Below are 25,936 nucleotides of genomic sequence, written 5' to 3'. Positions count from 1 at the left end.
ATCGGCAGGCAAGCGGCAATGCATGTGCCGTTATGCGCGCATCGTCCCCATCACCTTGTCGAGCGTCACCGGCAGATCGCGCACGCGCACGCCGGTCGCGTGATACACCGCATTCGCGATGGCCGCCGGTACGCCGGTGATGCCGATCTCGCCGATGCCGCGCACGCCGAGCGAGTTGACGTACGGATCAGGCCGATCGATGAACGTGATGTCGAGCGAACCGATGTCGGCATTCACCGGCACGTGGTACTCGGCGAGATTCGCATTGGTGAAGCGGCCATAGCGCGTATCGAGCGAGGTCTCCTCCTGGAGCGCCGCTCCCACGCCCCACACGATGCCGCCCAGCATCTGGCTGCGCGCGGTTTTCTGGTTCAGCACGCGCCCCACGTCATAGACGCCGACCACTCGCACCACGCGAATCGTGCCGAGGTCCGCATCGACGTGGACTTCGGCAAAGACTGCGCCAAACGAGTGAAGCGAGTACTTCTGCCGTTCATCGCCGGGTTTGACCGTCGCGGTGCCTTCGATCGGCTTGCCGCCTGAGCGCGCGATGATCGCCGCTGCCGGATCGCGCTTCGCCGGTTGCGAGCGGCTCATGACCCAGCCGTTTTCCACCGTGATGTCGTCGGGCGCGATGTCGTGCACCGGCGAGGCTTCGTCGGCGAGTGCCAACGCGATCAACTGGCTGCGCGCCTGGCTTGCGGCCTCGCGCACGGCGGGCGAAACGCTCGCCGCCGATTGCGAGCCGCCCGACCCCGGCGCTCTCGGCAGCGACGAATCGCCGAGCGCGAAGTGAATGTTTTCTGGCGCGAAGCCTAGGGCGTCGGCGGCCACCTGGGTCATCACCGTATAGGTGCCGGTGCCGAGGTCCTGTGTGCCGGAGGCGACCATGGCGCTGCCGTCCGGCAGAATCCGCGCGATGGCTGCGGCTTCGCTGCGGTTGGCCGGATAGGTGGCCGTTGCCATGCCCATGCCGATCAGCGTGTTGCCGTTGCGCATCGAGCGTGGAGCGGCGGTGCGCCGCGACCAGCCGAATTTCTGCGCGCCGATCTGATAGCACTCGCGCAAGGACTTGCCTGACCACGGCTTGTTTTCCTGCGGATCGGCATCGGCGTAATTCTTCAGGCGCAGCGCTAGCGGGTCCATCTTCAACGCTACAGCGAGTTCGTCCATCGCCGATTCGAGCGCGAACGAGCCAGTTGTCTCGCCGGGCGCGCGCATGAAAGTCGGCGTGCCGAGATTCATCGGCACGATCCGGTGCGTCGTGATCTGATTGGGCACCGCGTACAACATGCGCGTGACCATGCAGCAGGTCTCGGTCCAGTCTTCGAACATCGACGTGTTCGAAACACTGTCATGGCGCATCGCGGTCAGTGTGCCGTCGTGCCGCGCGGCAAGTGTGAAATGCTGCTCGGTACGTGGCCGCGCGCCGACAGAGCCGAACATCTGCGGCCGTTCGAGCACGAGGCGCACCGGGCGCCCGGTCTGTTTCGCCGCCATCGCGCACAACGATACGTGCGACCACGACGAACCCTTGCAACCGAAGCCACCGCCGATAAACGGCGAAATCACGCGGACGTCGCCTGGCGACATGCCGAACGTCCTGGCGACCGCCTGCGCCGCATTGCTGACGGCTTGCGTCGAGTCGTAGAGCGTGAGTTGCGGGCCGTCCCAGTGCGCCATCGTGGCGTGCGGCTCCATCGGGTTGTGATGCTCGATCGGCGTTGTGTAAACGGCATCGACGTGGACTGGGCCGCTGCGCATACCGTCCTCGAAGTCGCCGCGTTGCGTGTCGGTGGTGCGGCCTTGCGGTTTGTCGGGCGCATGTCCGTTCGGCTTCGCTTGCGTGAAATCGAGTACCGCGGCGCTGCTCTGATAAGTGATGCGCAACTGGCGCGCGGCGTCGGTGGCATGTTCCAGCGTATCGGCAACCACCACCGCGACCGGCTCGTTGTTGTAGTGAATCTGGTTGTCCTGCAGCAGCGACAGTCGCCTGCCTGCCGGCGACGCCAACGCGGGCTTGCCGCCGTTCGGCAGGCGTGGCGCGTTCTGATACGTCATCACCAGCAGCACGCCTGGCAGCGCCTGCGCGCGGCTTGCATCGATCGACGCAATCGTGCCGCTTGCAATCGTGCTGGTGACCAGCACCGCATGCGCGAGCCGCGCCTCGGGGAACTCGGCGGCGTAGCGTGCTTCGCCGGTGACTTTCAGCAGACCGTCGATGCGGTCGAGCGGTTGACCGATCAGATTCATGCGACACCTCCGGTGCGGCCCGCGGCCAGATTCACTGCGCGCACGATCGCGCGTTGCGCGAGCTGCACCTTGAAACGATTGTCATGCTGCGGCTTGGCATCGTGAAGCGCGGCGGCTGCGGCGTCATGCAACCTCGCCTGCGTGAGCGGCTGGCCGTTGAGCATCTGCTCGGCCGCGCTTGCGCGCCACGGTTTGTGCGCGACGCCGCCCAACGCGATGCGTGCGGTTCTCACGTGGTCGCCGTCCATCTGCAACGCGGCGGCCACCGAGACCAGCGCAAATGCGTAACTGGCCCGGTCACGCACCTTCAGATAGTGGGCGTTCGCGCTGAACAAAGGTGGCGGTAAATCGACAGCGGTAATCAACTCGCCCGCCTGCAAAGTCGTATCGATATCGGGCCGGTCACCGGGAAGTCGATGAAAGTCAGCAAACGGAATCGTCCGCTCGCCTGCGGGGCCGCTTATGGGTCCGCTTATGGGTCCGCTCACGCGCACGACGGCGTCGAGCGCGGCGAGCGCCACGCTCATATCCGACGGGTTCACGGCGATGCATTGCGGACTCGCACCGAGAATCGCGTGCGTGCGATTGTGGCCTTCGAGCGCCGCGCAACCACTGCCTGGTATGCGCTTATTGCACTGCGTGAAGGCGGTGTCGTAAAAGTAGCCGCAGCGCGTGCGCTGTAACAGATTGCCGCCCACGGTCGCCATATTGCGCAGTTGTGACGACGCACCCGCCAGAAATGCTTGCGTCAGCAACGGGTATTGTTCGCGCACCAGCGCGTGATTGGCGGCATCGCTGTTGCGCACCAGGGCACCGATACGGATGCCGCCATTGGGCAGCGTGGTGACCGTATCGAGTCCGCTGATGTGCGTGATATCGATGAGCCGCAGCGGCCGCGCTACGCCGCCCTTCATCAGGTCGAGCAGATTGGTGCCGCCGCCGATGAACACCGCACCCGGTTGCTGCGCCGCGCGCACGGCGCCGGCGACGTCGCCGGCGCGTTCGTAAGAGATCGCATCCATGCTGGTCGCTCCGTCAGGCGTTGTGGCGGTTGTCGCTACCGCTGCTGGCGTTGCTGGCACTGCCACTCCCGTTTGCAACGTTCTGCCCACCGCCTTCATGCACGGCGCGCACCGCAGCGACGATATTCACGTACGCGCCGCAGCGACAAATATTGCCGCTCATGCGTTCGCGGATCTCGTCGTCGGAAAGTTGTGGAGGCCGGCTGCGGACATCGGCGGTCACGGTGCTAGCCGTGCCGTTACGGAATTCGTTCAGCAGGGCAGTCGCGGAACACAACTGCCCGGGCGTACAGTAGCCGCACTGGAACGCATCGTGTTCGATGAAGGCCCGCTGCAACGGACTCGGCACGCCGTTGCTGGCGAGTCCTTCCACCGTCGTGATGTTCTCGCCTTCATGCATCACGGCGAGCGTCAGGCAGGAATTGATGCGACGGCCGTCGGCGATCACCGTGCATGCGCCGCACTGTCCGCGGTCGCAGCCTTTCTTGGTACCCATCAGGCCCGCGTACTCGCGCAGCGCATCGAGCAAGGTCACGCGCGGTTCGAGTTGCAGCGTGTAAGCGCGGCCGTTGATCGTCAGCGTGACCGGACGGCCCGGCACAGGTGAACGGACCTCCGCAGGCAGCGCGGCCGGGGTGGGTGTTTGTGTTTGCGCGCGCAGATGCGGCGCCGCGCCGACCGTGGCGGCTGCGGCAGCCGACTGCAGAAAGCGGCGGCGCGACGGTTGGGATGGCGTGGTGGCGGGCGCGTCGCCCGAATCCTGACGTTCGTTCTTCGTGGACATGAAGGTCTGCTGGCTCCATTGAAAGGTCAATGCAGGCTGGCGACGTGCGGATGCCGACATGCGGGTAACCGACGCGCGGATACCCGCACGTTGGCATCCGAAGCGTCGTGGCCTAACCCATCGTTCTCAGCAATTTCGGTGCCGTTGCGAATGCAACGATATGCCGACGCGGCGCAACGGCGTCCGCTGCGACCCGGCTATCGAGTCACGGCGAATCGGATCGAATCCTTGCGAGCGCAACCAGAAACGTAGCGACGCGCGTCAACCACGGACGTTGCGCTTAACGAACGGGAAAGTAAATATGCGGAAGTGCCTTCTTTCTGCGTGCAAAAAGAAAGACTGTTTTGCGTCGGACGAGGAGTCCGCCAGATCAGGCGTCGGCCCAGCGGCGCAGCAGATTGTGATAGATGCCGGTGAGACTTACCACGGTTGCATCGTTCGAACCTTTCTCGGCCGCCAGACGTTGCACGTCGTTGTCGAGTTGAAACAGCATGGCGCGTTCGCCGTCGTCGCGCACCATGCTCTGGATCCAGAAGAAGGACGCGACCCGCACGCCGCGCGTCACCGGGCTCACGTGATGCAGGCTCGAAGCGGGGTAGAGCACCATGTCGCCGGCCGGCAGCTTCGCGCGATGCACGCCGTAGGTATCTTCGACGCAGAGTTCGCCGCCGTCGTAGGACTCCGGCTCGGCCAGAAAGAGCGTGGCCGACAGATCGCTGCGGATGCGGAAGTCGGTGCCGCGCAACTGGCGGATCGCGTTGTCCACGTGCGTGCCGAAACCATCGCCGCCTGCATAGCGGTTAAAGAGTGGCGGAAAAACTTTCAGCGGCAACGCAGCGGAAAAGAAGCGCGGATTGCGGCCGAGCGCGTCCTGAATCGCATCGCCAACCGCGCGCGCGGCGGGGGAGCCTTCGGGCAATTGCTGGTTGCGCTTGGCCTGCGCCGACTGCTCGCCGGAAGTCGCATTGCCGTCGATCCATGGCGCCGCGTCGAGGATTTCGCAGCATTGCGCGACTTGTTGTTTGCTGAGTACGCCTTGCAGATGCAGCATCATGCGCGCACCTCTTCGTTGATATCTTCATCGATCTCTTTGGCCAGCGCACGAAATGCGGCCACCGGCGAAGCGGCCAGCCACGCTTGCATTTTCTCGACGAACGCCGGTGTTGCGGTATGCGGCACACGCCGCAACCATTGCAGCGCGGCATCGATCTCGCCGCGTTCAGCCAGTAGCCGCGCATAGTTGAACTGGCCGCGGAAGTCGCCGCCCACCGCTGCACGACGGTAATAGTCGAGCGCGATGTTTGCGTCGGCCTCGACTTCCCAGCCGTCCTCGTAAAAGCTGCCGATAAAGTTGATCGACTTCGCGTGACCCATTTCGGCGGCGCGCCGGAACCACAGCAGCGCCTGCGCACGATCGCACGCCACACCATTGCCGAGCGCCAGCGCTGAGGCATAGTTGTACATGCCCCAGTCGAGTCCAGCCTGCGCCGCGAGGCGGTACCAGTAGACCGCCATCAGCGCGCACGCGGTTGTTCCCCAACCGTGTTCATAGCAACGACCCAACATGTTCATCGCCATCGGATGATCCTGCCGGGCCGCGTGCTTGAACCAGGTCAACGCTTCCTCGGCGTTCCGTTCCACGCCATGGCCGTCGAGCAGATATTGTCCGTACACCGCCTGCGCTTCGACGATGCCGTTATGCGCGGCCGCCGCCACCCACGCGGCAGCTTTGGCCGGCGGCCCGGAGAAAATCGCGGCGAGCTCGTCATGCGACACGCTCGCCAACGCCTTCAGCGTTACCTGTTCCGTCATGCCCGTGCTTAGTAATGCGCGTTGAGCGTCAGGAAGGCGGAACGGCCGGCAGCGATCGACGCGTAGTGCGCCGGATACGCCTGGTCGTAATACGTCCGGTTGAAGACGTTCTGCACGTTCAGTTGCAGATCGACCTTTTTGTTGATCCGGTACGTCGCCATGCCGTCGAAGCGCCAGTACGACGGCACTGCACGCAGGTTCGCCGTGTCGCCGTACACCTGCGACATGTAGAACGCGCCGCCGCCGATCGTGAACTTCGGCAGCACGTCGTAGTTGGTCCACAGGCTGATGCTGTTCTTCGGCGTATTCGGGAACTGGTGGCCGTTATCCGAGGTGGTCTTGCCGTTGTCGCGCAACTGGCTCTTCATGTACGTGTAGCCGCCGAACACCTGCCACTTGTTCGTCAACTGACCGGCCACGCCGAATTCGAAACCTTGTACGCGCTTGTTGCCGACCATTGCGTATTCGTTGTTCGGCAGCGTGACGCGGGCGTTGGTCGTATCGATCTGGAACAGCGCGCCCGTCAGCGAGAGGTGGTTGTCCAGCACATTCCACTTGGTGCCGAGTTCAATGCTGCGGTTCTTTTCCGGCGCGAGCTGATCCGCGTTCGCACCGACACCGCCACGGCCCGGCGTCAACGATTGCGTTTCGCTGCCCTGGCCGAGCAGGGCGCCGGCCGGCGTCGACGAAGTCGCGATCGACGCATACACGCTGCCGTTCGAAGCCGGTTTGAAGACGAGCCCGAACTGGTAGTTGAACAGCGTGTCGTCGCGCGAGGTGCGCTTGCCGCCGTTGGCCACCGTGTTGCGGAAATCGGTGGAGTAATCGTCGACGCGCAAGCCGACGTTGGCCTGCCAGCGTTTGGTGAGTTCGATCGTATCGAACGCATACAGCGACTTGGTGGTGGTGCGCTGCTCGCTCGGATCGTTCGTTTGCTTGACCGAGCCGGCCCACGGGTCGTTCGGATTCGGTGACCACAGGCTCGTGCAGTTATAGCCCGACGCCGCGCCGATGCCCTTGGTCTTGCAGATCGCACCGGTGGCCGTTGCGACGGTGTACGAATCATTCACGCTGGTTTCGCGCGACAGTTCGATGCCGGTGGTGAAGCTGTGTTTCAGGAAGCCCGTCTTGAACTCGCCGAACAGTTCGGTCTGGTTCGCGAGGCTATAGACGTCGCTGGCACGCGTATTCGCGCGGCGCCACACCATGCCGTTCACGACGTTGCCCTGGCTGTCGTCCGGCTGCGTCCAGATGTAGTCCTGAGTCGACTTTGTATAACGCGTGGTGTTGCGGATCGTCAGATTGCTGTTGATGTCGTGCTCGATGCGCACGGTGCCGACGTCCGAAGTCGTCTTGCGGAAATCGCGGTCGATCAGGCCGTAAAAGTTATGACGATCCACGTTGGCCGGATAGATCGTATTGACGTTGGCCGGCTTGTTGGTGGTCGTGTAGAAGTACGGAATACCGCTGTCGGGCAGGTCGTCGGTGGAGAGGTGGTAGTAGCTCGCCGTGACGCGGGTCGGCGTGCCGAGACCATAGGTGAACGACGGCGCGATGCCCCAGCGCTCGTTGTTGACCGCATCGCAGCCGGCCACGTCGTTGTTGTGGCTCATCACATTCAGGCGGAAGGCCGCGTGATCGGCCATCTGCCAGTTGCCGTCGGCGGTGAAGCGGCGATAGCGGTCGGTGCCGAGGCCCGCGCTGCCGTCGGCGGAATTGCCCAGATGCGGGGTCTTGGTGATCAGGTTGATGCTGCCGCCCGCACCGCCGCGGCCGCCATAGGCGCCGTCCGACCCCTTGGTCACTTCCACGCTTTCGATGTTGAACACTTCGCGAGTGGTCGCGCCGATGTCGCGCATGCCGTCGACGAAGGTGCTGCCCTGGGCGTCGTAGCCGCGAATGAACGGCCGGTCGCCGAGCGGGTTGCCGCCTTCGCCGGCGCCGAACGTGATGCCCGGCACCGTGCGCAGCGCTTCGGTCAGCGTCGAGGCGCCCGTGCTTTTGATCAACTCCTGCGGAATCACGGTCACCGACTTCGGCGTATCGACCAGCGGCGCGGTGAATTTGACCGACGCCGAGTGGTCGGTCTTGAAGCCGTCGTCCGCCTGGCCTTGCACGGCGATCGGCGCGAGCTGACTTTCCTTGTCAGGCGGCGCCGTGCCGGCCGTGCCCTGCGCGAGCGCGGGACCTGCCGCCAGCATGCTGCACAGCGTCGTGCTGATTTTGCCGAGCTTCGGTTCGTCGGACCACAACTTCATTTTTATCCCCGTCATGAGTGCTGGTGCCCGGGTGAACAACGCATTCCTTACCCAGGCATTCCATATTTATTACAAAATGTTTTCGGCGTGCATTCTATGCAATCTGGCTGTAATTGAGAAGCGTTCTCATCAAAAATCTTTGGTCGTGGAATTGGACGTGCGTGCCAATTCGTGAAGTTGGCGGGCTGATCGACGAGGATGGCTGGGGAAGGGGTGAGTTTGACGACCGCGGCTGGCGCGGAGATGACTGACTGTGCGTCGGTCTTGCGAGCGGCGTTTGTAGCGCGTGATGCGCATTTTCTGATCGAACGGCGGACGGTGTCCGCCCGATTTCCTACTGTGCGGCCAACTCGGCCAGCATCTCCCGCAGCCACACGAGCGCCGGATCGGCCTGGTTACGCGGATGCCAGCCTGCGTACAACGTGAAGCCGCGCGCCTCGAAGGGCAGCGCAAAGGTGTCGAGCCGGTCGAGGTAGCGTGCTGCGAAGCGCGACGGCAGCGTCGAAACGTAGTCGGTTTTCGACAGCAACTCCGGCACCAGCGCGAAGTGCTGGAGCGACAGCGCGACGCGCCGTTCACGGCCGAGTTCGTCGAGATGCTCGTCCATGAAGCCGTGAAAACTGCCGCCGCTGGTCGACACCAGCACGTGATCGAGCGCGCAGTAGGTGTCGAGATCGAGTGGGGCGTCGCCGCGCGGGTGGCCCTTGCGCTGCACGAACACGAAATGCTCGTCGTAGAGCTTGCGGACTTTCATCGACGGCGGAATCATCCGGTCGGAACCGAGCAGCAGGTCGATCTCGCCGCTTTCGAGCCGCGACGCGGCGGTGGGCTGATCGCCGATCACGAACGCCACGCGCACGCCCGGCCCCGCCGACGCCGGCAAGCACTCCATCAGGCGCATGCCGAGTACCGCGGTGGCGTTGTCGTGCGCGGCAATCACGAAGCACCGCGTATCGGTATGAGGATCGAAGGCAGGCTGGTGGCGCACCACCGCTTCGAGATTCTTCAACGCGGCATGAAGCGGCTCCATCAACTCCAGCGCCCTGGCCGTGCGCGTCATGCCGCGGCCGGTTTCGGCGGGCAGCAGTAGCGGATCGCCGAAGATCTGCCGCAAGCGCGAAAGCTGCGTGGAGACGGCCGGTTGCGTCAGATGCAGCCGCGCGGCCGCACGCGTGACGTTCGACTCGGCGAGCAGGGCGTCGAGCGAAACCAGCAGATTCAAATCGATGCCGCGCAGATCAATCATGTTGATAGGTCGCATATGAGTAATTGATTTCTAGAATACGTACCGCGCTACTACAGTTCAAGCACCGAAACGAACTGAAGGAAGCTCAACATGAAAGCCTGGATGCTCGACGAACCCGGCAAGCCGCTGGCCTTGCGCGACGTGAGCCAACCGCAACCGCGCAGGAACGCCGTGCTGGTGCGGATGGAGGCGGTGCCTCTGCTCAGTTACACGCGTGAATATGTCGAAGGGAAGTTGCCCTACGCGTATCCGCCGACGCCGTTTTCGCCCGGCACCAATGGTGTTGGCCGGGTCGTTGCGGTCGGCGAGGGCGTGGTGGCATTTCGCGCCGGTCAACGCGTTGCCGTGAATCCTTACTGGATTGCCGACGAAACGGTGCGCGAGCCGGCGCAAGCGCTGTTAGGGCTTACCGCTATTAGCGCCGACAGCGCTGCGCTGCTGGCTGAGTTTCCGCACGGCACCTTACGCGAAGTAGCCGAATTCCCTGCGTCAACGCTGATTGCACTGGACGGTCTGGACGGAATCGATGCCGCACGCCTCGCGGTCCTGGCGAAGTTCGCGGTGCCCTTCGGTGGTTTGCGACGCGGCCGTCTGTCGGCGGGCGAGACGGTGGCGGTCAACGGCGCAAGCGGTTACTTCGGCTCGGCGGCCGTGCTTGCGGCGCTGGCCCTCGGCGCGAGCAAGGTCGTCGCGCTCGGCCGGCGTCCGGAACCGCTGCAAGCGCTGGTCGAGCAAGGCCGCGGGCGGGTGGTCCCCGTCGTACTGAGCGGCGATGCCGCGCAAGACATAGCGGCGATTCGCGCCGCAAGCGGTGGCGGCGCGGACCTCGCGTTCGACATGGTCGGGCAGGCCACGGACGCAAACGCAACCCTGGTCGCATTGCGCAGCCTGCGCCGCGGCGGGCGACTCGTGCTGATGGGCAGCATGCAAGTGGATCTGCCGATTACCTACAGGGAGATGCTGCTGAACAACTGGGAATTGATCGGCCACTTCATGTACACGCGCGCTGACTATCTCGCGCTGGTTTCGCTCGTCACGTCCGGGCAGATTCCGCTCGCGGCGGTCGAGTTGAAGTCGTATCCGTTTGCTGAACTGGAGGCGGCCATCGACACCGCCGGCCGTATGTCCGGTCTGCAATGCACGGTGGTGGACAGCACGTCGCCGCAAGCATGGAGTTGAGTGTGTAGCGGCTTAACCGCGGCGGCATAAAAAAGCGGCCTTGCTGATTCACAGCAAGGCCGCTTTATATATGGGCAAATGGTAATCGGTTAGTCAGTCGTTCAATCGATGCCGTGAAATACCGCATCGTCTGTGATATCAGTCGCGCTTGCGCTCCGGATAGCGAAGGCGCGAATGATTGCGACCGTAGATCCCATAGATGATGAGCCCGATCACGAGCCAGACGAAGAGCCGTAACCACGTGACGAGCGGCAGCCCGGCCATCAGCAGCAGGCAAAACAGAATCCCGAGGATCGGGATCACCGGCACGCCCGGCGCGCGGAACGGCCTCGCGGCGTCTGCGTCGCTGCGGCGTAGATAGATCACGGCGCCGCAGACGAGAATGAACGCGAACAGGGTGCCGATGCTAACCATCTCGCCCAACACGTTGATCGGCGTAAACGCCGCCACAACCGCGACGATGGCACCGATCATCATCTGGCTCAGATGGGGCGTGTGCAGACGCGGGTGAACTTGCGCGAACAGTTGCGGCAGCAGGCCGTCCTGTGACATCGTGAAGAAGATGCGGCTCTGGCCATACAGCAGCACGAGTATCACGGTCGTCAAGCCGGTCAGCGCGCCGATCTTGATGAGCACGGAAAACCAGGTGACGCCGATCACATCGACACCTTTCGCGATCGGATCCGGGACGTTGAGCTCGGCATACGGAACGAGTCCTGTCAGCACGCCGGCGACCGCAATGTAGAGCAGCGTGCAGATCACCAGCGAGCCCAGAATGCCGATCGGCATGTCGATCTGCGGCTTGCGTGCCTCCTGGGCCGCGGTGGACACCGCATCGAAACCGATGAACGCGAAGAAGACGACGGCCGATCCGCGCAGAATGCCGCTCGCGCCGAAGTTGCCGAATTCGCCGGTATTCTGCGGAATGAACGGATGCCAGTTGGCCGGATGGACAAAGAAGGCGCCGATGACGATGAACGCGAACACCACTGTCAATTTGATCGCCACCATGATGTTGTTGAGCCGCGCCGACTCCTTGGTACCGAGCACGAGCATGGTGGTCAGCACGGCGATAATGAAGACCGCCGGCAAATTGACGATACCGGCCACCGTGCTGCCGTCGGCGAGCGTCACCGTGGTGCCGGGCGCAGCCGCCATGGTGGGCGGAATGTTGATCCCGACGTTGTGCAACAGGCTCACGATGTAGCCTGACCAGCCGACTGCAACGGTCGCCGCGCCCATCGCATACTCGAGGATCAAATCCCAGCCGATGACCCACGCGAATAATTCGCCGAGCGTGGCATAGGTGTAGGTATAACTGCTGCCGCAGACCGGCAGCATGGCAGCCAGCTCGGAGTAGCAGAGTCCGACAAAAGCGCAGGCAATCCCGCCGAGGACAAACGAAAGAATGATGCTCGGCCCCGCGTAATGGGCCGCGGCCGTGCCGGTCAGAACAAAGATGCCGGCGCCGATAATCGCGCCGATACCCATCGCCGTAATGCTGAGCGCGCCCAACGATTTCGACAGGTGGCGTTCACCGCCCTCCGCGCTTGCGACAATATCCGCGACGGATTTGCGCGCCATATAGCCCGTGTCAGCCATGATGAGTCGTCCTGTTCGTATGTGGGTGAATCCGGGATCGAATCGATCCGTGACGCACTGCAATAAGCGACTTCTTTAAAGGCGACTGACACGGTTGATGCTGCGATTGAGGAGGGTACTGACGAATCCAGTCTAGTCCGGATTTAATCGGGTGGTACTGAAGATCGGTGTTGCACTTGCGGAAACGGCCTTGCGGGTGAGCCGCAAGGCCGTCTCTTTCAATCATCGAATCCTGATCAATCGATGCCGTGAAACACCGCATCGTCCGGACCGAGATAAACGGGCGGGCGCCACGCGGCGTCGCGCATCGAATGCTGGACCAGCTTTTCGACACCTAGCAGCACCGCGAAAATCGCCATCCGCACCGGGATGCCGTTATCGGTCTGGCGGAAAATCGCCAGGCGCGAATCGTGATTCAGGTCGACGCTCAGATCGTTCGCACCCGGCCGGCTGTCGCGCGGCAGCGGGTGCATGATCAGCGTGTCGGGGCCGCACACGCTGTCCATCAGCGCCTGATTGATCTGGAAGTCCGGTGTATAGCCTTCGAAGGATTCGTCGGTGAAGCGCTCTTTCTGGATGCGTGTGGCGTACACCACGTCTGCGCCGCGCAGCCCGGCGGGCAGATCGTGGGTCTGTTCGATCACGTGATCGTTGCGCGAAATCTGCTCGATGATGTAGCTCGGCATTTCGAGCATGGGCGGCGAAATCAGCGTGAACTTGATGCCGCGATACAGCGCCAGCAGCTTGACCAGCGAATGCACCGTGCGGCCATATTTCAGGTCGCCGACCAGCGCAATATGCGCGCCGTCGACGATCTTGCCGAGCCGCGAGAACTCGCGCTGGATCGTGTACAGGTCTAGCAGCGCCTGGCTCGGGTGCTCGCCCGGGCCGTCGCCGCCGTTGATCACCGGCACGTTGGTGGCGCGCGCGAATTCGGCCACCGAGCCTTGCTCCGGATGGCGGATCACCAGCGCATCCACATAGCCGCTCATCACGCGGCTGGTGTCGTAGATCGACTCACCCTTGGCCATCGACGAAAACGTGAAGCCGGTGGTGTCGCACACCGAACCGCCGAGGCGGCAGAATGCCGCGCCGAAGCTCACGCGGGTCCGCGTACTGGCTTCGAAAAACAGATTGCCGAGCACCGCGCCTTCGAGCACGCGGGAGATTTTCCGGCGCCGCGCGATCGGCTGCATGATGTCGGCGACGCGAAACAGCGCCTCGACCGAGTCGCGCGAGAACTGATCGACCGACAGCAGCTGCGGCTTGCCCTCGAACAGCATCTGGCTCGCCAGCGACTGTGAGTCTACGCTTTGCGTATAGTTTTCACCGGGCTCGCCATGTACCACGATTTCCGACACGAAACGCTCCACGATCTCCGGCATGGCCCGCGATTCCTGCGAATCGTCCGGCAGCAGCCATGTGTCGAGCGCGCGGCGCGACACGCCAATACGGCTCGCGAACGTCTCGCGGGTCATGTTCATGCGACGCATCGCGTCGCGTAGGAAAGCTTGTTGTGGGACGCTCATGCGGGCACCTGTCGGGAAAGGGCTGCGTATCGGCTATGTACGCGGTGCGTATATTAGTTTCCCTGTCGCAGAAGTCAAGCAATTTTGCGGGTTTGGCAAACCCGTTTGCCAAACCCGCTTTGCAAACTCGCCCTAGACGCGGTTACACTGCGTTTCATGCATCCCGGCCAAACGCTCCGACTCCGTCCGTCAACCATCGCCCGTCTCGCTTTTGCGAGCGTCGTGGTTGCACGCGCGGGTTTCCCGAGCGTTAGCGCCAAAGCCAAAAAACAGCCGCTCATCTGACCGGAGCTGCTGTTCCGTCAGATGTTGCGACGGAACAGCCGGTCAACGCCCCCTGCGGCATTCCCTGTTTTTCCTCCCTCGCACCACTGATCGGAATCGATACGGTCGTCATCGAGGTAAAGACATGTCTATTTTTTCGGGTATCTGGGTTCCGCTCGTCACGCCATTCGCCGACGGCGAGGTGGATCACGCCGCGCTGCGTGCGCTGGTGCGCCGCTATGCCGACGCAGGCATCGCCGGGCTGGTCGCGCTTGGCACCACTGGCGAGCCGGCCGCGCTCGACGCCGCCGAACAGGACGCCGTGCTGGCGACGATTCTCGACGAAGCGCGAGCCGCCGCTCACGGCACAGACGGCGCAGACGCACAGGCGCTGCCGGTGCTGGTCGGCGTGTCGGGCAATCACACGGCGAGCATGAAGGAGCGCATCGAGCAACTGAACGCACTGCCGATCGCCGGTGTGCTGATGGCCGCGCCGTATTACATCCGGCCTTCGCAAGCGGGCATCGTCGGGCATTTCATGGCGCTTGCCGATGCGAGCGAGAAGCCCGTCGTGCTGTACGACATTCCTTATCGAACCGGCGTGCGGCTCGAACTCGACACGCTGCTGACGCTCGCCGCGCATCCGCGGATTCAAGCGGTGAAGGATTGCGCCGGTTCGCTCGACACCACGATCGCGCTGATTCGCGACGGGCGCTTGCAGGTGCTGACCGGCGAGGACATCACCATCTTCAACACTCTGTGTCTGGGTGGGAGCGGAGCGATCGCGGCCTCGGCGCATCTGAGGCCGGAACGGTTCGTCGCGCTGTATCGTGCGCTGTCAGCGGGACGGCTCGACGAAGGACGGCGTATTTTTCATGAGCTCGCGCCGCTGATCCACGCGCTGTTCGCCGAACCGAATCCGGCACCTGTGAAGGCCCTGCTCGCCGCGCAAGGCCTGATACGCGACGAATTACGCATGCCGATGACGCGTGCCGGGGATGCACTGGTTGCGCGGCTCAGGGAACTGGAAGGGCTTGATCGGATAGAGGCGCACGCGGCGGCGTCGGCTTGAGTGCGGATTCGCTTGCGGCCATCTGTATTTGAGATGATGGTTCGTGATGCCAGGCGATAATCGGCGCCCTTTGTCCATTATCGCCGCCGGCATGTTGTCCGGTTGATTCCGCATGCCGTTAGCCTTGTCCGCCGATTTCCTCTCCCGCTTCAGCACGCTCAGTGCGTTCATCACGTTCAATAAGCCGAACACGATGAACGTGCCTTGTGCAGCCCGTGCGCAGCCTTGCGCGGGCCGCATGGCGCGCGCCGGGAACCGCTGATGTCCTCCGTGTTTCGCGCCGGCAGTCAGCTTTCCAGCGGCTCGGTCAGCTTCGTCACACGCCGCACCGCGCTGACCATCGCGGTGGCCACGGCGTGCGGCGCAGCAGCGGTGGCGCTCGCCGCGGGCATCGCGATCGGCATGCATTGGCCGGCGCACGGGTCCGGCGATCAGACAGCGAACCGTGTCGAGCACGACTACGCGATCGATCAACTCGGCAAGCTGAATGCATCCGTGGCGCAGATCGAACCGCGCATCGCGCGCCTGACGGCGCAGGTCGGCGCCTTGCGCGATTTCGAGGCACGTCTGAATACACCTCGACCGGCGCCGCGCGCACCGGTTGCACCAGCTACCTCGGGCTCTGCCTCTGAACTGGACACTTCCGCTACCGATAGCGAAGGCGAGGGTGGCCCGTCATTACCGCCGCGTCGCTGTACGGACGTCATGCCGCAACCGGCCGGTCATGCCGATGCCACGCGCACCCGGCAACAACTGGATTGCATCGCCGCGACGCTGTCCGCGCTCGAGCAACAAACCGCCGACCACGCGATCGCGTACGCCGCCTTTCCCGGCCGCATGCCCGCCGACAGCGCGCGCTTCGGCTCGCCGTTCGGCAATCGCACCGATCCGTTCACGCAGCGTTTGAGTTTTCATCCGGGCCTCGACCTGGTCGCCAAAACCGGTACGCCGATTCTTGCGGCAGCGGGCGGCCGGGTGATCTTCGCCGGCGAAAAATCGGGCTATGGCAACGCGGTCGAAATCGATCATGGCAACGGCCTCGTGACCCGTTACGGCCACGCGTCGCGCATCGTCGTGCACGTCGGCGATCTGGTGCTGCCGCGCCAGTACGTCGCCGATGTCGGCTCGACCGGCCGCTCCACCGGTCCGCATCTGCATTTCGAAGTGCTGGTCAACGGCGCGCCGGTCGATCCCGCTGCCTACCTCGCGCTCTTCGCGCCCATGCCCCATGGTTGAACGACGTTTTTCCCGCGATGCGGGCAGTCTGACCCATCGCGCCTATACGTTGCAGCCCACGCGGCCGCTCGTTCTGCGCGTCGCCCTGTGGGGGCTGGTGTGCGCGCTCAGTGCGGCGGGTGGCGCGGCGTCCGTTGTGGTGTGGCAAGCGCAGCGCGCCGGCACACCGGCCGAACAATGCAACGCGGCGCCCGTCGATGTAGACAGCGAGCAGACGGAACTCGCCCGCGCGCGGCTTGCGCTGGCGCAGGAATCCGCGGCGCGCGCCGCGGTGCAGAAAACCGCGGACGCCGCCGCCGCCGACGTCGCGCGATTGAATGCCGAATTGCAGTTTCTACGCGGCCAAAGCAAGACGAAGCCGCCGGCACAAACGGGGGCGCCGCGCCGCTAACCGTGGGTGAGCGCGGCACGGTATGCGGCAACCCCGCGTCGCACCACAGCCAGCGCCGCACTAACCCGAGGCAGGTGGCACCGCAACGCGGCAAGCGCAGCACCTGAGCAACCCACCTCCCGGCTCGTCGCCCGGAAAGCATCACGCGACGAACATTTTCATTTCCAGGAATGTTCAGCAAGAAAAAACACGCGGGCATCCAGCAGACCAAGCTTGCCACCCTCATCGCACAGGACGTGCGGATCACGGGCGACCTCGTATTCAGCGACGGCCTGCGCATGGACGGCCACGTGAAAGGCAACGTCAGCGGCGAGTCCGGCACCCAGACGCTGCTGGTATTGAGCGACCGCGGCTCGATCGAGGGCAACGTGCATGGCTATGACGTGGTGGTCAACGGCCGGATCGTCGGCGACGTGATCGCCGATCACTTCGTCGAGCTGCAGAGCAATGCGCACGTGACCGGCAACATCTACTACCAGCAGTTGCGGATGGATTGTGGCGCCTCGGTGGATGGCAAGCTCACCAAGCGTGAAGCCGCGCAGGCGGCGACGCCGATTCTCGTGTCGGTGGCCGATTCCGCACGCGAGGCGCGCAAGGCCGGCTAGGCGGCGGACCGGCTGGGCGGCCGCGCGCTGCGTCAAACCGGCCCCGGCAGCGACTGGCATTGCGCGGGCGTGTCGTGGCCGAGCGCATCGCAGTGCGGCGACCGCGATTCGCGCAGTCCGCGCATTTCCCGTGACTCGGCGAGACGCTCCAGCGCGCCGCGGTCGAGCGTGGCGAGCATGTCGCGTTCGACGATCAGATGGTGCAGGGCCAGCACGATCAGGCCGATGGTCAGCAGCAGATCGCCTGCAAACACGACGGCGTAAAGCGCCGAGGTGGTGCGAGGATTGCCGTACAGCAGCGTCATGTTGGAGCGGTCGAGCAACACCAGCACGAGCGGCACGATGGCATTGAGCGTTGCGATGCCGCTACCCACCGCCACCAGCATACGTGCCGCCCCAAGTTGCGGACGGCGCCGCCGGTAGACTTCATACAGCGTTGCCGCGCGGCATGGCGCGAAAAACAGCGCCAGCAAGCCGGCGCGGACCGCCAGCGGCGCATTCCACGCCAGCACGCTCCCATACAGCACGCAGAACACGGCAGTGACGACGAGGCCGGCGCGCCACGGCGCCGATTCACCGAACAGATCGCGCGTGCCGGCCCAGATCAGAATGCGGCTTTGCAACGCCAGCGTCGCGGTGGCCAGCAACAGCAGATCGCTGGGCCAGATCTTGTGCAACGCGAAGCATGCCGTGGCGGTGGCAAGCAGATAAAAGCCGACGGCCCAGAAGCGGAAGGCGCCCACCTGCGCAAACATCCGCGAAAGCGCTGTCGTGATGAGGGCGCTGCACAGGAACGTGATCAGCCACACCGTTTGGAACGTCGCTACGTCAATTTTCATGAAGTCTCCAGCAACCAATCTGTTTGTTCCTGCTTATAGGTAAAACGAGGCGACGCAGCGGGCGCGCCATGATAGGCGAACCGAGTCGCAAAGGTACACGTCTTTCAAACAGATCCGGATGCTCATGCCGACACCATTCTTGCCCGTAGCAGTTCGCCGAAGTCGTCGGCGGTGAGCGGCTTGCCTAGCAGGAAGCCTTGCATCTCGTCGCACATCATCGACTTGAGCATGTCGAGCTGCGATTCGGTTTCGACGCCTTCGGCCACCACGTCCATTTCCAGCGAGTGGGCGAGCGCAATGATCGCGGAAACGATCGCGCTGCCTTCCGGTCCGTGCTCGTCGAGTCCGTTGGTGAAGAAGCGGTCGATCTTCAACTGCTTGACCCGAAAACGTTGCAGATAGGCGAGGCTGGAATAGCCGGTGCCAAAATCGTCGATGGCGATTTCAAAGCCGCTTGCCTGGAACGCGCGGATCATTTCGATGGTTTTCGGCGCGTCCTGCATCGCGACGGTTTCGGTGATTTCGAACATGATCTGTTCGCATTGCACGCCTTCGGCTTGCACGATCTCGAGCATCGTCGCGACGAGGTTCGGTTGCGACAACTGGCGCGGCGACAGGTTGATCGCCACTTTCATCGACGGCAGGCCTTGCTCGACCCAGCGGCGAATCTGCCGGCACGTCTCGCGCAGGACCCAGTAGCCGATCTGCACGATCTGGCCCGAGCGCTCGGCAATCGGAATGAACTCGAGCGGCGCCAGTGCGCCGAGTTGCGGATGATTCAGGCGGATCAGCGCTTCGGCACCCGCCAGCGAGTCGCCGCTGCCGTGGAACTTCGGCTGGAAGTGCAGCGAGAAATGGCCGGCGGTGAGCGCTTCGTGCAGCGCACTTTGAATTTGCAGTGTGCGCGTCGCGGCTTCGTTCATGCTTTGTTCGAAGAAGCGATAGGTGCTGCGGCCCGCGCGCTTGGCTTCGTACATGGCTGCATCCGCATGCTTGAGCAGCGTCTCGACGGTATCGCCGTCGTAGGGAAAGAGCGCGATGCCGATGCTCGGCATCACCTGTAGCGGCTGCGAATCGGTCCATACGCCCTGGCGCATCCGGTCGAGCACGTCTTCGGCCATCGTGCCGGCGTCTTCGCGTGACGCCAGGTTCTCGGACAGCACCACGAACTCGTCGCCGCCGAGACGCGCTACGGTGTCGCTCGCGCGCACACACAGCAGAAGGCGCTGGGCGAACGCGGACAGCACTTCGTCGCCGGCCGAGTGGCCGAGTGAATCGTTGATGGTCTTGAAGCCGTCGAGATCCATGAACAGGATGGCGAACAGCGTACGCTGCCGGCGCGCGCTATGGATGGCGCGGTCGATGCGTTCGGTCAGCGTGCTGCGGTTGGGCAGGCCCGTCAGCGTGTCGAGCGTGGCGAGCCGCACGATCTGGCCGTTCAGCTTCGACACCGCACCGACCAGAAAGCTGGTGCGCGCATCGAAACGCGACAGTATCAGCGTGACGATCAGAATCGCAAACGTGAACAGGATCACCGAAGTCGCGAGCCATGCGGCGTTCACGCCCTTGGCCGCGCCGCACACGGAGCCGGGCGGAAATTCGACGGCGGCCATGCCGGCGTAGTGCATGCCGCTGATCGCGACGCCCATTACCAGCGCCGCGATGAAACGTTTGCGCAAGACGTAGCGCTCGTCGTCGTTACTGAGTGCGCGCGCCATCCACAGCGCGGCGGTCGAAGCGCCGATCGCGATCGCCAGCGAGCCGGCGAACCAGGCCGGCTGATAGTGGATGCCCGGCTCCATTTGCATCGCCGCCATGCCGGTGTAGTGCATGCCGGCAATGCCGAAGCCCATCAGTACGCCGCCGGCCACGAGCCGAAGCAGCGTGAGCCGCGCGTGGGTCGCCACGACCAGCGCCAGATACGACACGCCGATCGCGAGTCCAAGCGAATAAGCAGTGGTCGCGAAATCGTAGCCGAGCGGAATCGGCAGCGAGAAGGCGAGCATGGCGATGAAGTGCATCGACCAGATGCCGACACCGAGCGCCGCGGCGCCGCCGAGACGCCACGCGTGCCGCAGGCCGGCCGACGCCAGCAGAAAGATACGGCCCGTCAAATCGAGCGCCGTGTACGACGCCAGCGTCGCGACGACGAACGAGATTGCAACCAGCCAAAAATTGTATGAGCTCTGCATGTTAAGTCCAACCGCGAGAGGGAAGCGGCTGAACTTGTTATCGACAGTTGGTGGCGTTTATTTAATTGATTTTCAATATGTTAGTCATCGGATTCGAGCATCACGCGGCTGGCGTGGTGTGTACCAGGGTTAATCCTTCGTCGAGCCAGCCCGTAATGCCGCCGATCATCAGTTTGACGGGGCGCCCCAGTTGCGCGAGACGCAGTGCACCGCGTGCGGCGCCGTTGCAGTGCGGGCCTGCGCAGTAGGTGACGAACAACGTTTCCTGCGGGTACCCGGCGAGCTTCGATGCCACGATCTTGCCGTGCGGCAGGTTCAGCGCACCCGGCACGTGGCCCTGTTCGAACAGCGCCGGGCTGCGCACGTCGAGCAGCACGAAGCCGGGCGTGCCGCTCGCGAGTGCCGCGGACACGTCCGAGCAGTCGGTTTCGAATTGCAGCGACGCCTGGAAGTGGGCAAGGGCGGCGGCGCTATCGGCAGCAGGGATGGCGGTGACGGCGTTGTGGGCGGTGAGGGTGTTGAGCGTCGACATGGCGAGGTTCCGGTTGGACAGTGAGCGTGGTTGTGTGGCGAAGCGATTCTGGAGCCTTCATTGTCGCGACGCCGTAAGCGCCGGGTAAGTGGCGTAATCGTCAATCTCCGGTAACATTACGCCATGCTCAATCACCTTGTCGTCGCGCTGGCTTACGACCGGCTCTGTACATTCGAATTCGGCTGCGTGACCGAACTGTTCGCGCTCGAACGTCCCGAACTCGGCGTCGACTGGTATCGCTTCGCGGTATGCGCGAGCGAACCCGGTCCGATTCGCGCGGCCGGCGGCATCACCGTCGCCGCGCCGTACACGCTCAGGCTGCTCGATCGCGCTGACACGATCGTGATTCCCGGCTGGCGCGACGCCGACGAATTGCCGCCCGAGCCGCTCTTGAAAAAGATTCGCGCCGCCTACGAACGCGGCGCGCGCCTTTGCTCAATCTGCTCCGGCGTGTTCGTGCTGGCCGCGTCAGGTGTGCTCGACGGCAAGGCCGTCACGACACACTGGCGCTACGCCGACAAATTGCAGCAGCGCTATCCGCAATTACGCGTGCAGCCGGATGCGTTATATGTCGACGAAGGACAGATCATCACCTCGGCGGGATCGGCGGCAGGGCTCGACATGCTGCTGCATCTGGTGCGGCGCGATCACGGCAGCGCGATCGCCAACCGGGTCGCACAGCGGCTCGTGGTGCCGCCGCATCGCGAGGGCGGTCAGGCGCAGTTCGTGCCGCGGCCGATGCCACAAGACGAAGGCGGGCGCCTCGCGAAACTGATGGACTGGGTGCGCCGCCATCCCGCGTTGCCGCACACCTTGCGCTCGCTGGCCGAACGGGCGGCGATGAGCCCGCGTACGCTGCAGCGCCAGTTCCACGACGCGACGGGCATGGCGCCCTACGAATGGCTGGTGCGTGAACGCGTGGCGATCGCGCGAGAACTGCTTGAGGCGCCGGCTCCTTTGCCGATGGCGCGCGTGGCTGAGCTGGCGGGCTTCGGTTCCGAAGAATCGCTGCGGCGGCATTTCCGGCGTATCACGTTGACGAGCCCAGGCGCGTATCGTAAGAAGTTCGGGGTGCAGGCCGGGGTGCAGACACCCGGATAGAGGCGCGTCGCTTTTCGTTCTGCTGTTCCCTCATAGGGGAACAGTTTCAAACGAACGCTTGCCAATGCGCAAAATCATCTAGGGCTCGGGTATGACAGGCGACTTGATGCGTGCCGCATGACCGGTCGAATGCGTTTCATGCAAGCAACTGTGCATGCTCAAAAGTCACGGAATGCCGCGTGCCGGGCGTTGCGACCGAATCGCGCGATTGGCCGCCCGCTTCGCCGCCATGCAAGGGTTCGCGCAATCGCCGGTTTTCTGTCAGCATCACGGCCAGCGTCCGTGGCAACCCACGTCAACAAACGTGCGGTGCATACGGCTACTTGAAGCGCGTGTTCGAAACGCGTCATCGCCACCGTCCTCTCTTGCTCATGAACGTCAAAACCGCCGCTGCTGCCGTTGTCGTTTCTGCTGCAATTGCAGCGCTCATGCCCGCGCTCGTCGCGGCGCAAACGGGAGCCGCCGATTCGCGCGCCGAACTTTATCGCCGCAACCTGCTGGCGGGCAAGGACGTGCCGTGCCGCACGAACGCGTCGTGCGCGGCGTTGGGCGTGGCCGCGCTCGAAGCAGGGCGCCTCAAGGACGCGCAAACGCTGGTCGCGATGGAAGCCGCGCTCGCCGAGGCCACCGCCATGCAGGCGAACGAAGAGAACTCGCCGAAAGCGACCAGTTCTGCGCGGGCTCGCGTGGCAATGGCGCTGGTTCATCAGGGTGACGTGCAAGTGAGGCTGGGCGCGCTGCCGGACGCGCGCGCGTATTACCGCACCGCGGTGAGCCGCGGCAACGACTATCCCAACGACGCGCTGCTCGGTCGCGCGGTAGCGGCCGCGCGTCAACGTCTCGAAGCGATTGCTGACAAAGCGGTGGTGGCCGGTGTGCCGCCGAACGGCGCGCGCTTTGCCAGTTACATGTTTTTTGGCGCGTGGAACAGTATCGAGGTGAAGCCGGTGAAAGGGCGGCACGGCGTCTACCGGATCGATGGCGACTTCGTGTATCCGACAGTCGGCGCCGACGGTCAACCGAGCGCGAACATGGGCAGCCTGTCGGCCTACGTGCGGTTCTACGATGGCGTGGCGCGCGTGCCGGTGACTGATGACGGAGGCCGTGCGCCGCTCGACGCAACCGCGAGGATCACCAATCTCGCGCCTTATGACAAACATGAGGACAAGCCAACGGACAAACGTGCGGACAGATGCCTGATCGAGTTCAAACTCTCCGCACCGGAAACGCTCGATGTAGCGACGCACGGCTCGCTAACCGAATGCGGATTCGGCTTCAACGTCAGCGCGGACGGACGTTACTATTTGATGACAGGCTCCTGACAGTCGGCATGCTGCAGGTTGCGAGCCTGTCCATCTGCCGCCTGCATGCTTTCCCATCCGCACTGCGTCTTTTATGATGCAGTGGCCGTGCACGTTTTACCGCTGTCCAAAGCGTTCCCGCCAACAAAACTCTGATAAAAAAAACGCTCGCCATGCAGAACCTCCTCGACTATCCGGCACTTGTCTTCATCATTTGCTTTGTTGCGATGTGGCTGTCGGCGCGCATCGGCGCGTCGCTGCTGCGGCGTTTCAGCAAGATCGACGAGGACGCACGCGACGACTTCAGCGTGATTCAGGCCGCCACGTTGACGCTGCTTGCGCTGATCATCGGTTTCACTTTTTCGATGGCGGTAGGCCGCTACGATCAACGCAAGAACTACGAGGAAGAAGAGGCGAATGCGATCGGCACCGAATACATCCGCGCCGATCTGTTGCCCGCCGCCGATGCGGCGACCGTCCGCGGCTTGCTGAAAACCTATCTCGACGAACGGGTGCTGTTCTACACGACGCGCGACGCCGATGAACTCGCCAAAGTCAACGCCGAGACGTCGCGCCTGCAGGGCGCAATGTGGACTGCAGTGAAGAACGCCGCTGCCGCGCAGCCCACGCCAGTGGCCGCGCTCGCTGTCGCCGGAATGAACGACGTGCTCAATGCGCAGGGTTACACGCAGGCCGCGTGGTGGAATCGCATTCCTGTCGCGGCGTGGACACTGATGGTGCTGATCGCGGTGTGCGCCAATGTGCTGGTCGGCTACGGCGCACGTGGTTTGAAAGCGGGAGCCGGGTTGTTGCTGATCGTTCCGCTGATCGTGTCGCTATCGTTTATGCTGGTCGCCGATATCGACAGTCCGCGCGGCGGCGTGATTCGTGTGAAGCCACTCAATCTCCATGCGCTGGCGGATTCGTTCCGCTCGCGTTGAACCTGTACTGAACCCGCATCGAGTCGTATGAAGGAGAATCACATGTCCGATATCGCACAGACCATTGCCAGCTTCAATACCGGCCGCGATCCTGAACGGCTCGCGATGAAATACAAGCTCATGCGTGGCTCGCCGTTTGTGTTTCTGCGCGGCACCTGCCATCTGTTTTACGCGCGTCTGCCGCGCGACAAGGTGCTCGACGAAGCGCCCCCGGTGTGGATTTGCGGCGATATGCATGTGGAAAATTTCGGCAGTTACAAGGGCGACAACCGCCTCGTCTATTTCGACAACAACGATTTCGACGAAGCCTGTCTCGCGCCGAGTCTTTACGAACTGGTGCGGCTCCTCACGAGCGTGCTGGTCGGCGCGAGCGACCTCAAGCTGAGCCGCGCGCAGGCACTTGCGCTCTGCCACACCGCGGTCGATGCTTATAGCGCGGCGCTCGCCTTCGGCAAAGCACGCTGGATCGAAGCGGAGACGTCGACCGGCATGGTGCGCGATCTGTTCGACGCATTGGCGACTCGCAAGCGCGCCGAGTATCTCGACCGGCGCACCACGCTCAAGGGCAAGATCCGCGTGTTGAAAGTGGACGGCAAGAAAGCGCTGCCGGTCAGCGACAAAGCGCGCGCTGCAGTCACGGAGTTCATGCGTCAGTTCGCCGCCGGTCAACCCAATCCGGACTTCTATCGGATCATCGACGTGACGCGACGGATTGCCGGCACCGGTAGTCTGGGGGTGGACCGCTACGCGATCCTCGTCGAAGGCAAGGGCTCACCGGACGGCAACTATCTGCTCGATCTGAAAGAGGCGCTGCCTTCTTCGGTAACGCCGCATGTACGCACACCGCAGCCGAAGTGGCAGAGCGAGGCGCAGCGTGTGGTTGAAGTTCAGCGGCGCAATCAGGCGGTTTCGCAGGCGTTCCTGCATGCAGTCGATTTCAATCAGCGCTCGTATGTGCTGCGCAGCTTGCAGCCTTCGGAAGACCGTGTGACATTGAGCGACTGGAACGGCAAGCTACCGCGGCTCGAAGAAGTGGTCAACAGCATGGCCCAATTGAGCGCGTGGGCGCAGTTGCGCAGCGGCGGCCGGCAGAAGTCGTCGATTGCGGACGAGCTGATCGCGTTCGGCAATCGCAAGGATTGGCAATTGCCGTTGATTGAACTCGCGACGCAATGCGAGGCTCTCGTGAACGCCGACTGGAAAGCGTATTGCGAAGCTTATGATGGTGGTGCGTTTAATTTGCCGGCACAGAAGCCTTAACGGCGCGTCACGCTGGGCACTTAACGCGGTGCCCGGCGCGTTGTATCGCTTCTTTGGGGCGGCTGCCGCCGCACCCCGTCTTTTTCCTTCTGGCTGTCTCTGACCGGACCCCTCGGTCCCCGTCCATCTTCATGCAGGTTTGTCTCGCGTCACTGGACCCGTGTGCGGCCCTTCCACGTCCGGCGTTCCGATTTTCGTCGCGGGGATGTGGCAAAGACTCACAGACTCTTGCGTGGTTCCTTACGGACCTTGATGTCCACGTTGAAAGTGCCTGTTGCGTAGGCGCATGGATATCGCAATTTTAGGAATTGTCGGATAGTTGGGGTGGAATGCTCCTTATAGGGTGCTTGGGATTCAAACAAGTACAACCGCTAATCATGCAACGGCCATTGGTAAGCCACGAGCGTCTGCTTCTGCAGTTTCTTCTTACAGCGAACGAATCTTTTTATGGCGCTTACGTACTAAGAGACGGTTTCAAAAAGACTTGAAGGGGCTGTTAACTTCATGGACATGCTGT

The 25,936-nt window shown here is 63.4% G+C and carries 21 protein-coding genes; 9 read left to right on the top strand and 12 right to left on the bottom strand.

Annotated elements, in window-relative coordinates; translation table 11 throughout:
* Nucleotides 1–30: 30 nt before the first annotated feature.
* The 7 genes from M0D67_RS39120 to M0D67_RS39090 all read right to left on the bottom strand — a co-directional run bounded on the left by M0D67_RS39120 (nt 31) and on the right by M0D67_RS39090 (nt 9,375).
* Entirely contained in the window at nt 31–2,253 is a 2,223-nt protein-coding gene (locus tag M0D67_RS39120) for a xanthine dehydrogenase family protein molybdopterin-binding subunit (RefSeq protein WP_266242745.1), read from the bottom strand.
* On the bottom strand, nt 2,250–3,275 hold the full coding sequence (locus tag M0D67_RS39115; RefSeq protein ID WP_266242743.1) for a xanthine dehydrogenase family protein subunit M: 1,026 nt from the start codon (nt 3,273–3,275) through the stop codon (nt 2,250–2,252). Before M0D67_RS39115 ends, M0D67_RS39120 begins: the two co-directional genes overlap by 4 nt.
* Nucleotides 3,276–3,288: 13 nt before the next feature.
* A complete protein-coding gene (locus M0D67_RS39110; protein WP_154560056.1) occupies nt 3,289–4,059 on the bottom strand; it encodes a (2Fe-2S)-binding protein in 771 nt (256 codons plus the stop codon).
* A gap of 370 nt (nt 4,060–4,429) precedes the next feature.
* On the bottom strand, nt 4,430–5,113 hold the full coding sequence (locus M0D67_RS39105; protein WP_266242739.1) for a Fe2+-dependent dioxygenase: 684 nt from the start codon (nt 5,111–5,113) through the stop codon (nt 4,430–4,432).
* The gene (locus M0D67_RS39100) at nt 5,110–5,871 is read right to left on the bottom strand and encodes a tetratricopeptide repeat protein (protein WP_266242736.1); all 762 of its coding nucleotides are present in this window, start codon (nt 5,869–5,871) and stop codon (nt 5,110–5,112) included. Before M0D67_RS39100 ends, M0D67_RS39105 begins: the two co-directional genes overlap by 4 nt.
* A gap of 8 nt (nt 5,872–5,879) precedes the next feature.
* Entirely contained in the window at nt 5,880–8,129 is a 2,250-nt protein-coding gene (locus tag M0D67_RS39095; RefSeq protein ID WP_266242733.1) for a TonB-dependent siderophore receptor, read from the bottom strand.
* A 334-nt stretch (nt 8,130–8,463) separates the two neighbouring features.
* Nucleotides 8,464–9,375 carry a LysR family transcriptional regulator gene (locus tag M0D67_RS39090; RefSeq protein WP_266242730.1) on the bottom strand — a complete coding sequence of 304 codons (912 nt, stop codon included), beginning with the start codon at nt 9,373–9,375 and terminating at the stop codon, nt 8,464–8,466.
* Between the two features lie 90 nt (nt 9,376–9,465).
* On the opposite strand from M0D67_RS39090, the gene M0D67_RS39085 reads away from it, so the two are divergent.
* Entirely contained in the window at nt 9,466–10,554 is a 1,089-nt protein-coding gene (locus M0D67_RS39085; protein WP_266242728.1) for a zinc-binding dehydrogenase, read from the top strand.
* 138 nt (nt 10,555–10,692) lie between these two features.
* Here M0D67_RS39085 and M0D67_RS39080 read toward each other — a convergent pair whose 3' ends face one another.
* Nucleotides 10,693–12,156, bottom strand: a complete 1,464-nt coding sequence (locus M0D67_RS39080; protein WP_154560050.1) for an amino acid permease — start codon at nt 12,154–12,156, stop codon at nt 10,693–10,695.
* Between the two features lie 236 nt (nt 12,157–12,392).
* A complete protein-coding gene (locus M0D67_RS39075) occupies nt 12,393–13,685 on the bottom strand; it encodes an aspartate carbamoyltransferase (RefSeq protein WP_054038849.1) in 1,293 nt (430 codons plus the stop codon).
* A gap of 409 nt (nt 13,686–14,094) precedes the next feature.
* Here M0D67_RS39075 and dapA point away from each other — a divergent pair, with 409 nt between their 5' ends.
* The 4 genes from dapA (at nt 14,095) to M0D67_RS39055 (ending at nt 17,253) form a co-directional block, all read left to right on the top strand.
* Entirely contained in the window at nt 14,095–15,021 is a 927-nt protein-coding gene (dapA, locus tag M0D67_RS39070) for a 4-hydroxy-tetrahydrodipicolinate synthase (protein WP_266242725.1), read from the top strand.
* Nucleotides 15,022–15,282: 261 nt separating this feature from the next.
* A complete protein-coding gene (locus tag M0D67_RS39065; protein WP_266242723.1) occupies nt 15,283–16,257 on the top strand; it encodes a M23 family metallopeptidase in 975 nt (324 codons plus the stop codon).
* The gene (locus M0D67_RS39060) at nt 16,250–16,648 is read left to right on the top strand and encodes a hypothetical protein (protein WP_154560047.1); all 399 of its coding nucleotides are present in this window, start codon (nt 16,250–16,252) and stop codon (nt 16,646–16,648) included. Before M0D67_RS39065 ends, M0D67_RS39060 begins: the two co-directional genes overlap by 8 nt.
* A 170-nt stretch (nt 16,649–16,818) precedes the next feature.
* Entirely contained in the window at nt 16,819–17,253 is a 435-nt protein-coding gene (locus tag M0D67_RS39055; RefSeq protein WP_154560046.1) for a polymer-forming cytoskeletal protein, read from the top strand.
* Between the two features lie 32 nt (nt 17,254–17,285).
* Here the strand turns inward: M0D67_RS39055 and M0D67_RS39050 are convergent, their stop codons facing one another.
* The 3 genes from M0D67_RS39050 to M0D67_RS39040 form a co-directional block, all read right to left on the bottom strand.
* Entirely contained in the window at nt 17,286–18,092 is an 807-nt protein-coding gene (locus tag M0D67_RS39050) for a hypothetical protein (protein ID WP_266242719.1), read from the bottom strand.
* A 122-nt stretch (nt 18,093–18,214) separates the two neighbouring features.
* On the bottom strand, nt 18,215–20,284 hold the full coding sequence (locus M0D67_RS39045) for a bifunctional diguanylate cyclase/phosphodiesterase (RefSeq protein WP_266242717.1): 2,070 nt from the start codon (nt 20,282–20,284) through the stop codon (nt 18,215–18,217).
* Between the two features lie 100 nt (nt 20,285–20,384).
* Entirely contained in the window at nt 20,385–20,816 is a 432-nt protein-coding gene (locus tag M0D67_RS39040) for a rhodanese-like domain-containing protein (RefSeq protein ID WP_266242714.1), read from the bottom strand.
* Between the two features lie 123 nt (nt 20,817–20,939).
* Between M0D67_RS39040 and ftrA the strand changes: the two genes are divergently transcribed.
* The 4 genes from ftrA to M0D67_RS39020 all read left to right on the top strand — a co-directional run bounded on the left by ftrA (nt 20,940) and on the right by M0D67_RS39020 (nt 25,419).
* The gene (gene ftrA, locus M0D67_RS39035) at nt 20,940–21,917 is read left to right on the top strand and encodes a transcriptional regulator FtrA (RefSeq protein WP_266242712.1); all 978 of its coding nucleotides are present in this window, start codon (nt 20,940–20,942) and stop codon (nt 21,915–21,917) included.
* 371 nt (nt 21,918–22,288) lie between these two features.
* On the top strand, nt 22,289–23,239 hold the full coding sequence (locus M0D67_RS39030) for a hypothetical protein (RefSeq protein WP_199203026.1): 951 nt from the start codon (nt 22,289–22,291) through the stop codon (nt 23,237–23,239).
* A gap of 152 nt (nt 23,240–23,391) precedes the next feature.
* The gene (locus tag M0D67_RS39025) at nt 23,392–24,159 is read left to right on the top strand and encodes a hypothetical protein (protein ID WP_266242710.1); all 768 of its coding nucleotides are present in this window, start codon (nt 23,392–23,394) and stop codon (nt 24,157–24,159) included.
* A 42-nt stretch (nt 24,160–24,201) separates the two neighbouring features.
* Nucleotides 24,202–25,419 carry a DUF2252 domain-containing protein gene (locus M0D67_RS39020; RefSeq protein WP_266242708.1) on the top strand — a complete coding sequence of 406 codons (1,218 nt, stop codon included), beginning with the start codon at nt 24,202–24,204 and terminating at the stop codon, nt 25,417–25,419.
* Nucleotides 25,420–25,936 lie beyond the last annotated feature (517 nt).

Source organism: Paraburkholderia sp. SECH4, from assembly GCF_030511745.1.
GTDB lineage: Bacteria > Pseudomonadota > Gammaproteobacteria > Burkholderiales > Burkholderiaceae > Paraburkholderia > Paraburkholderia madseniana.
Note: the sequence above shows the minus strand (reverse complement) of the source record. Positions and strands in the feature narration are given on the sequence as shown.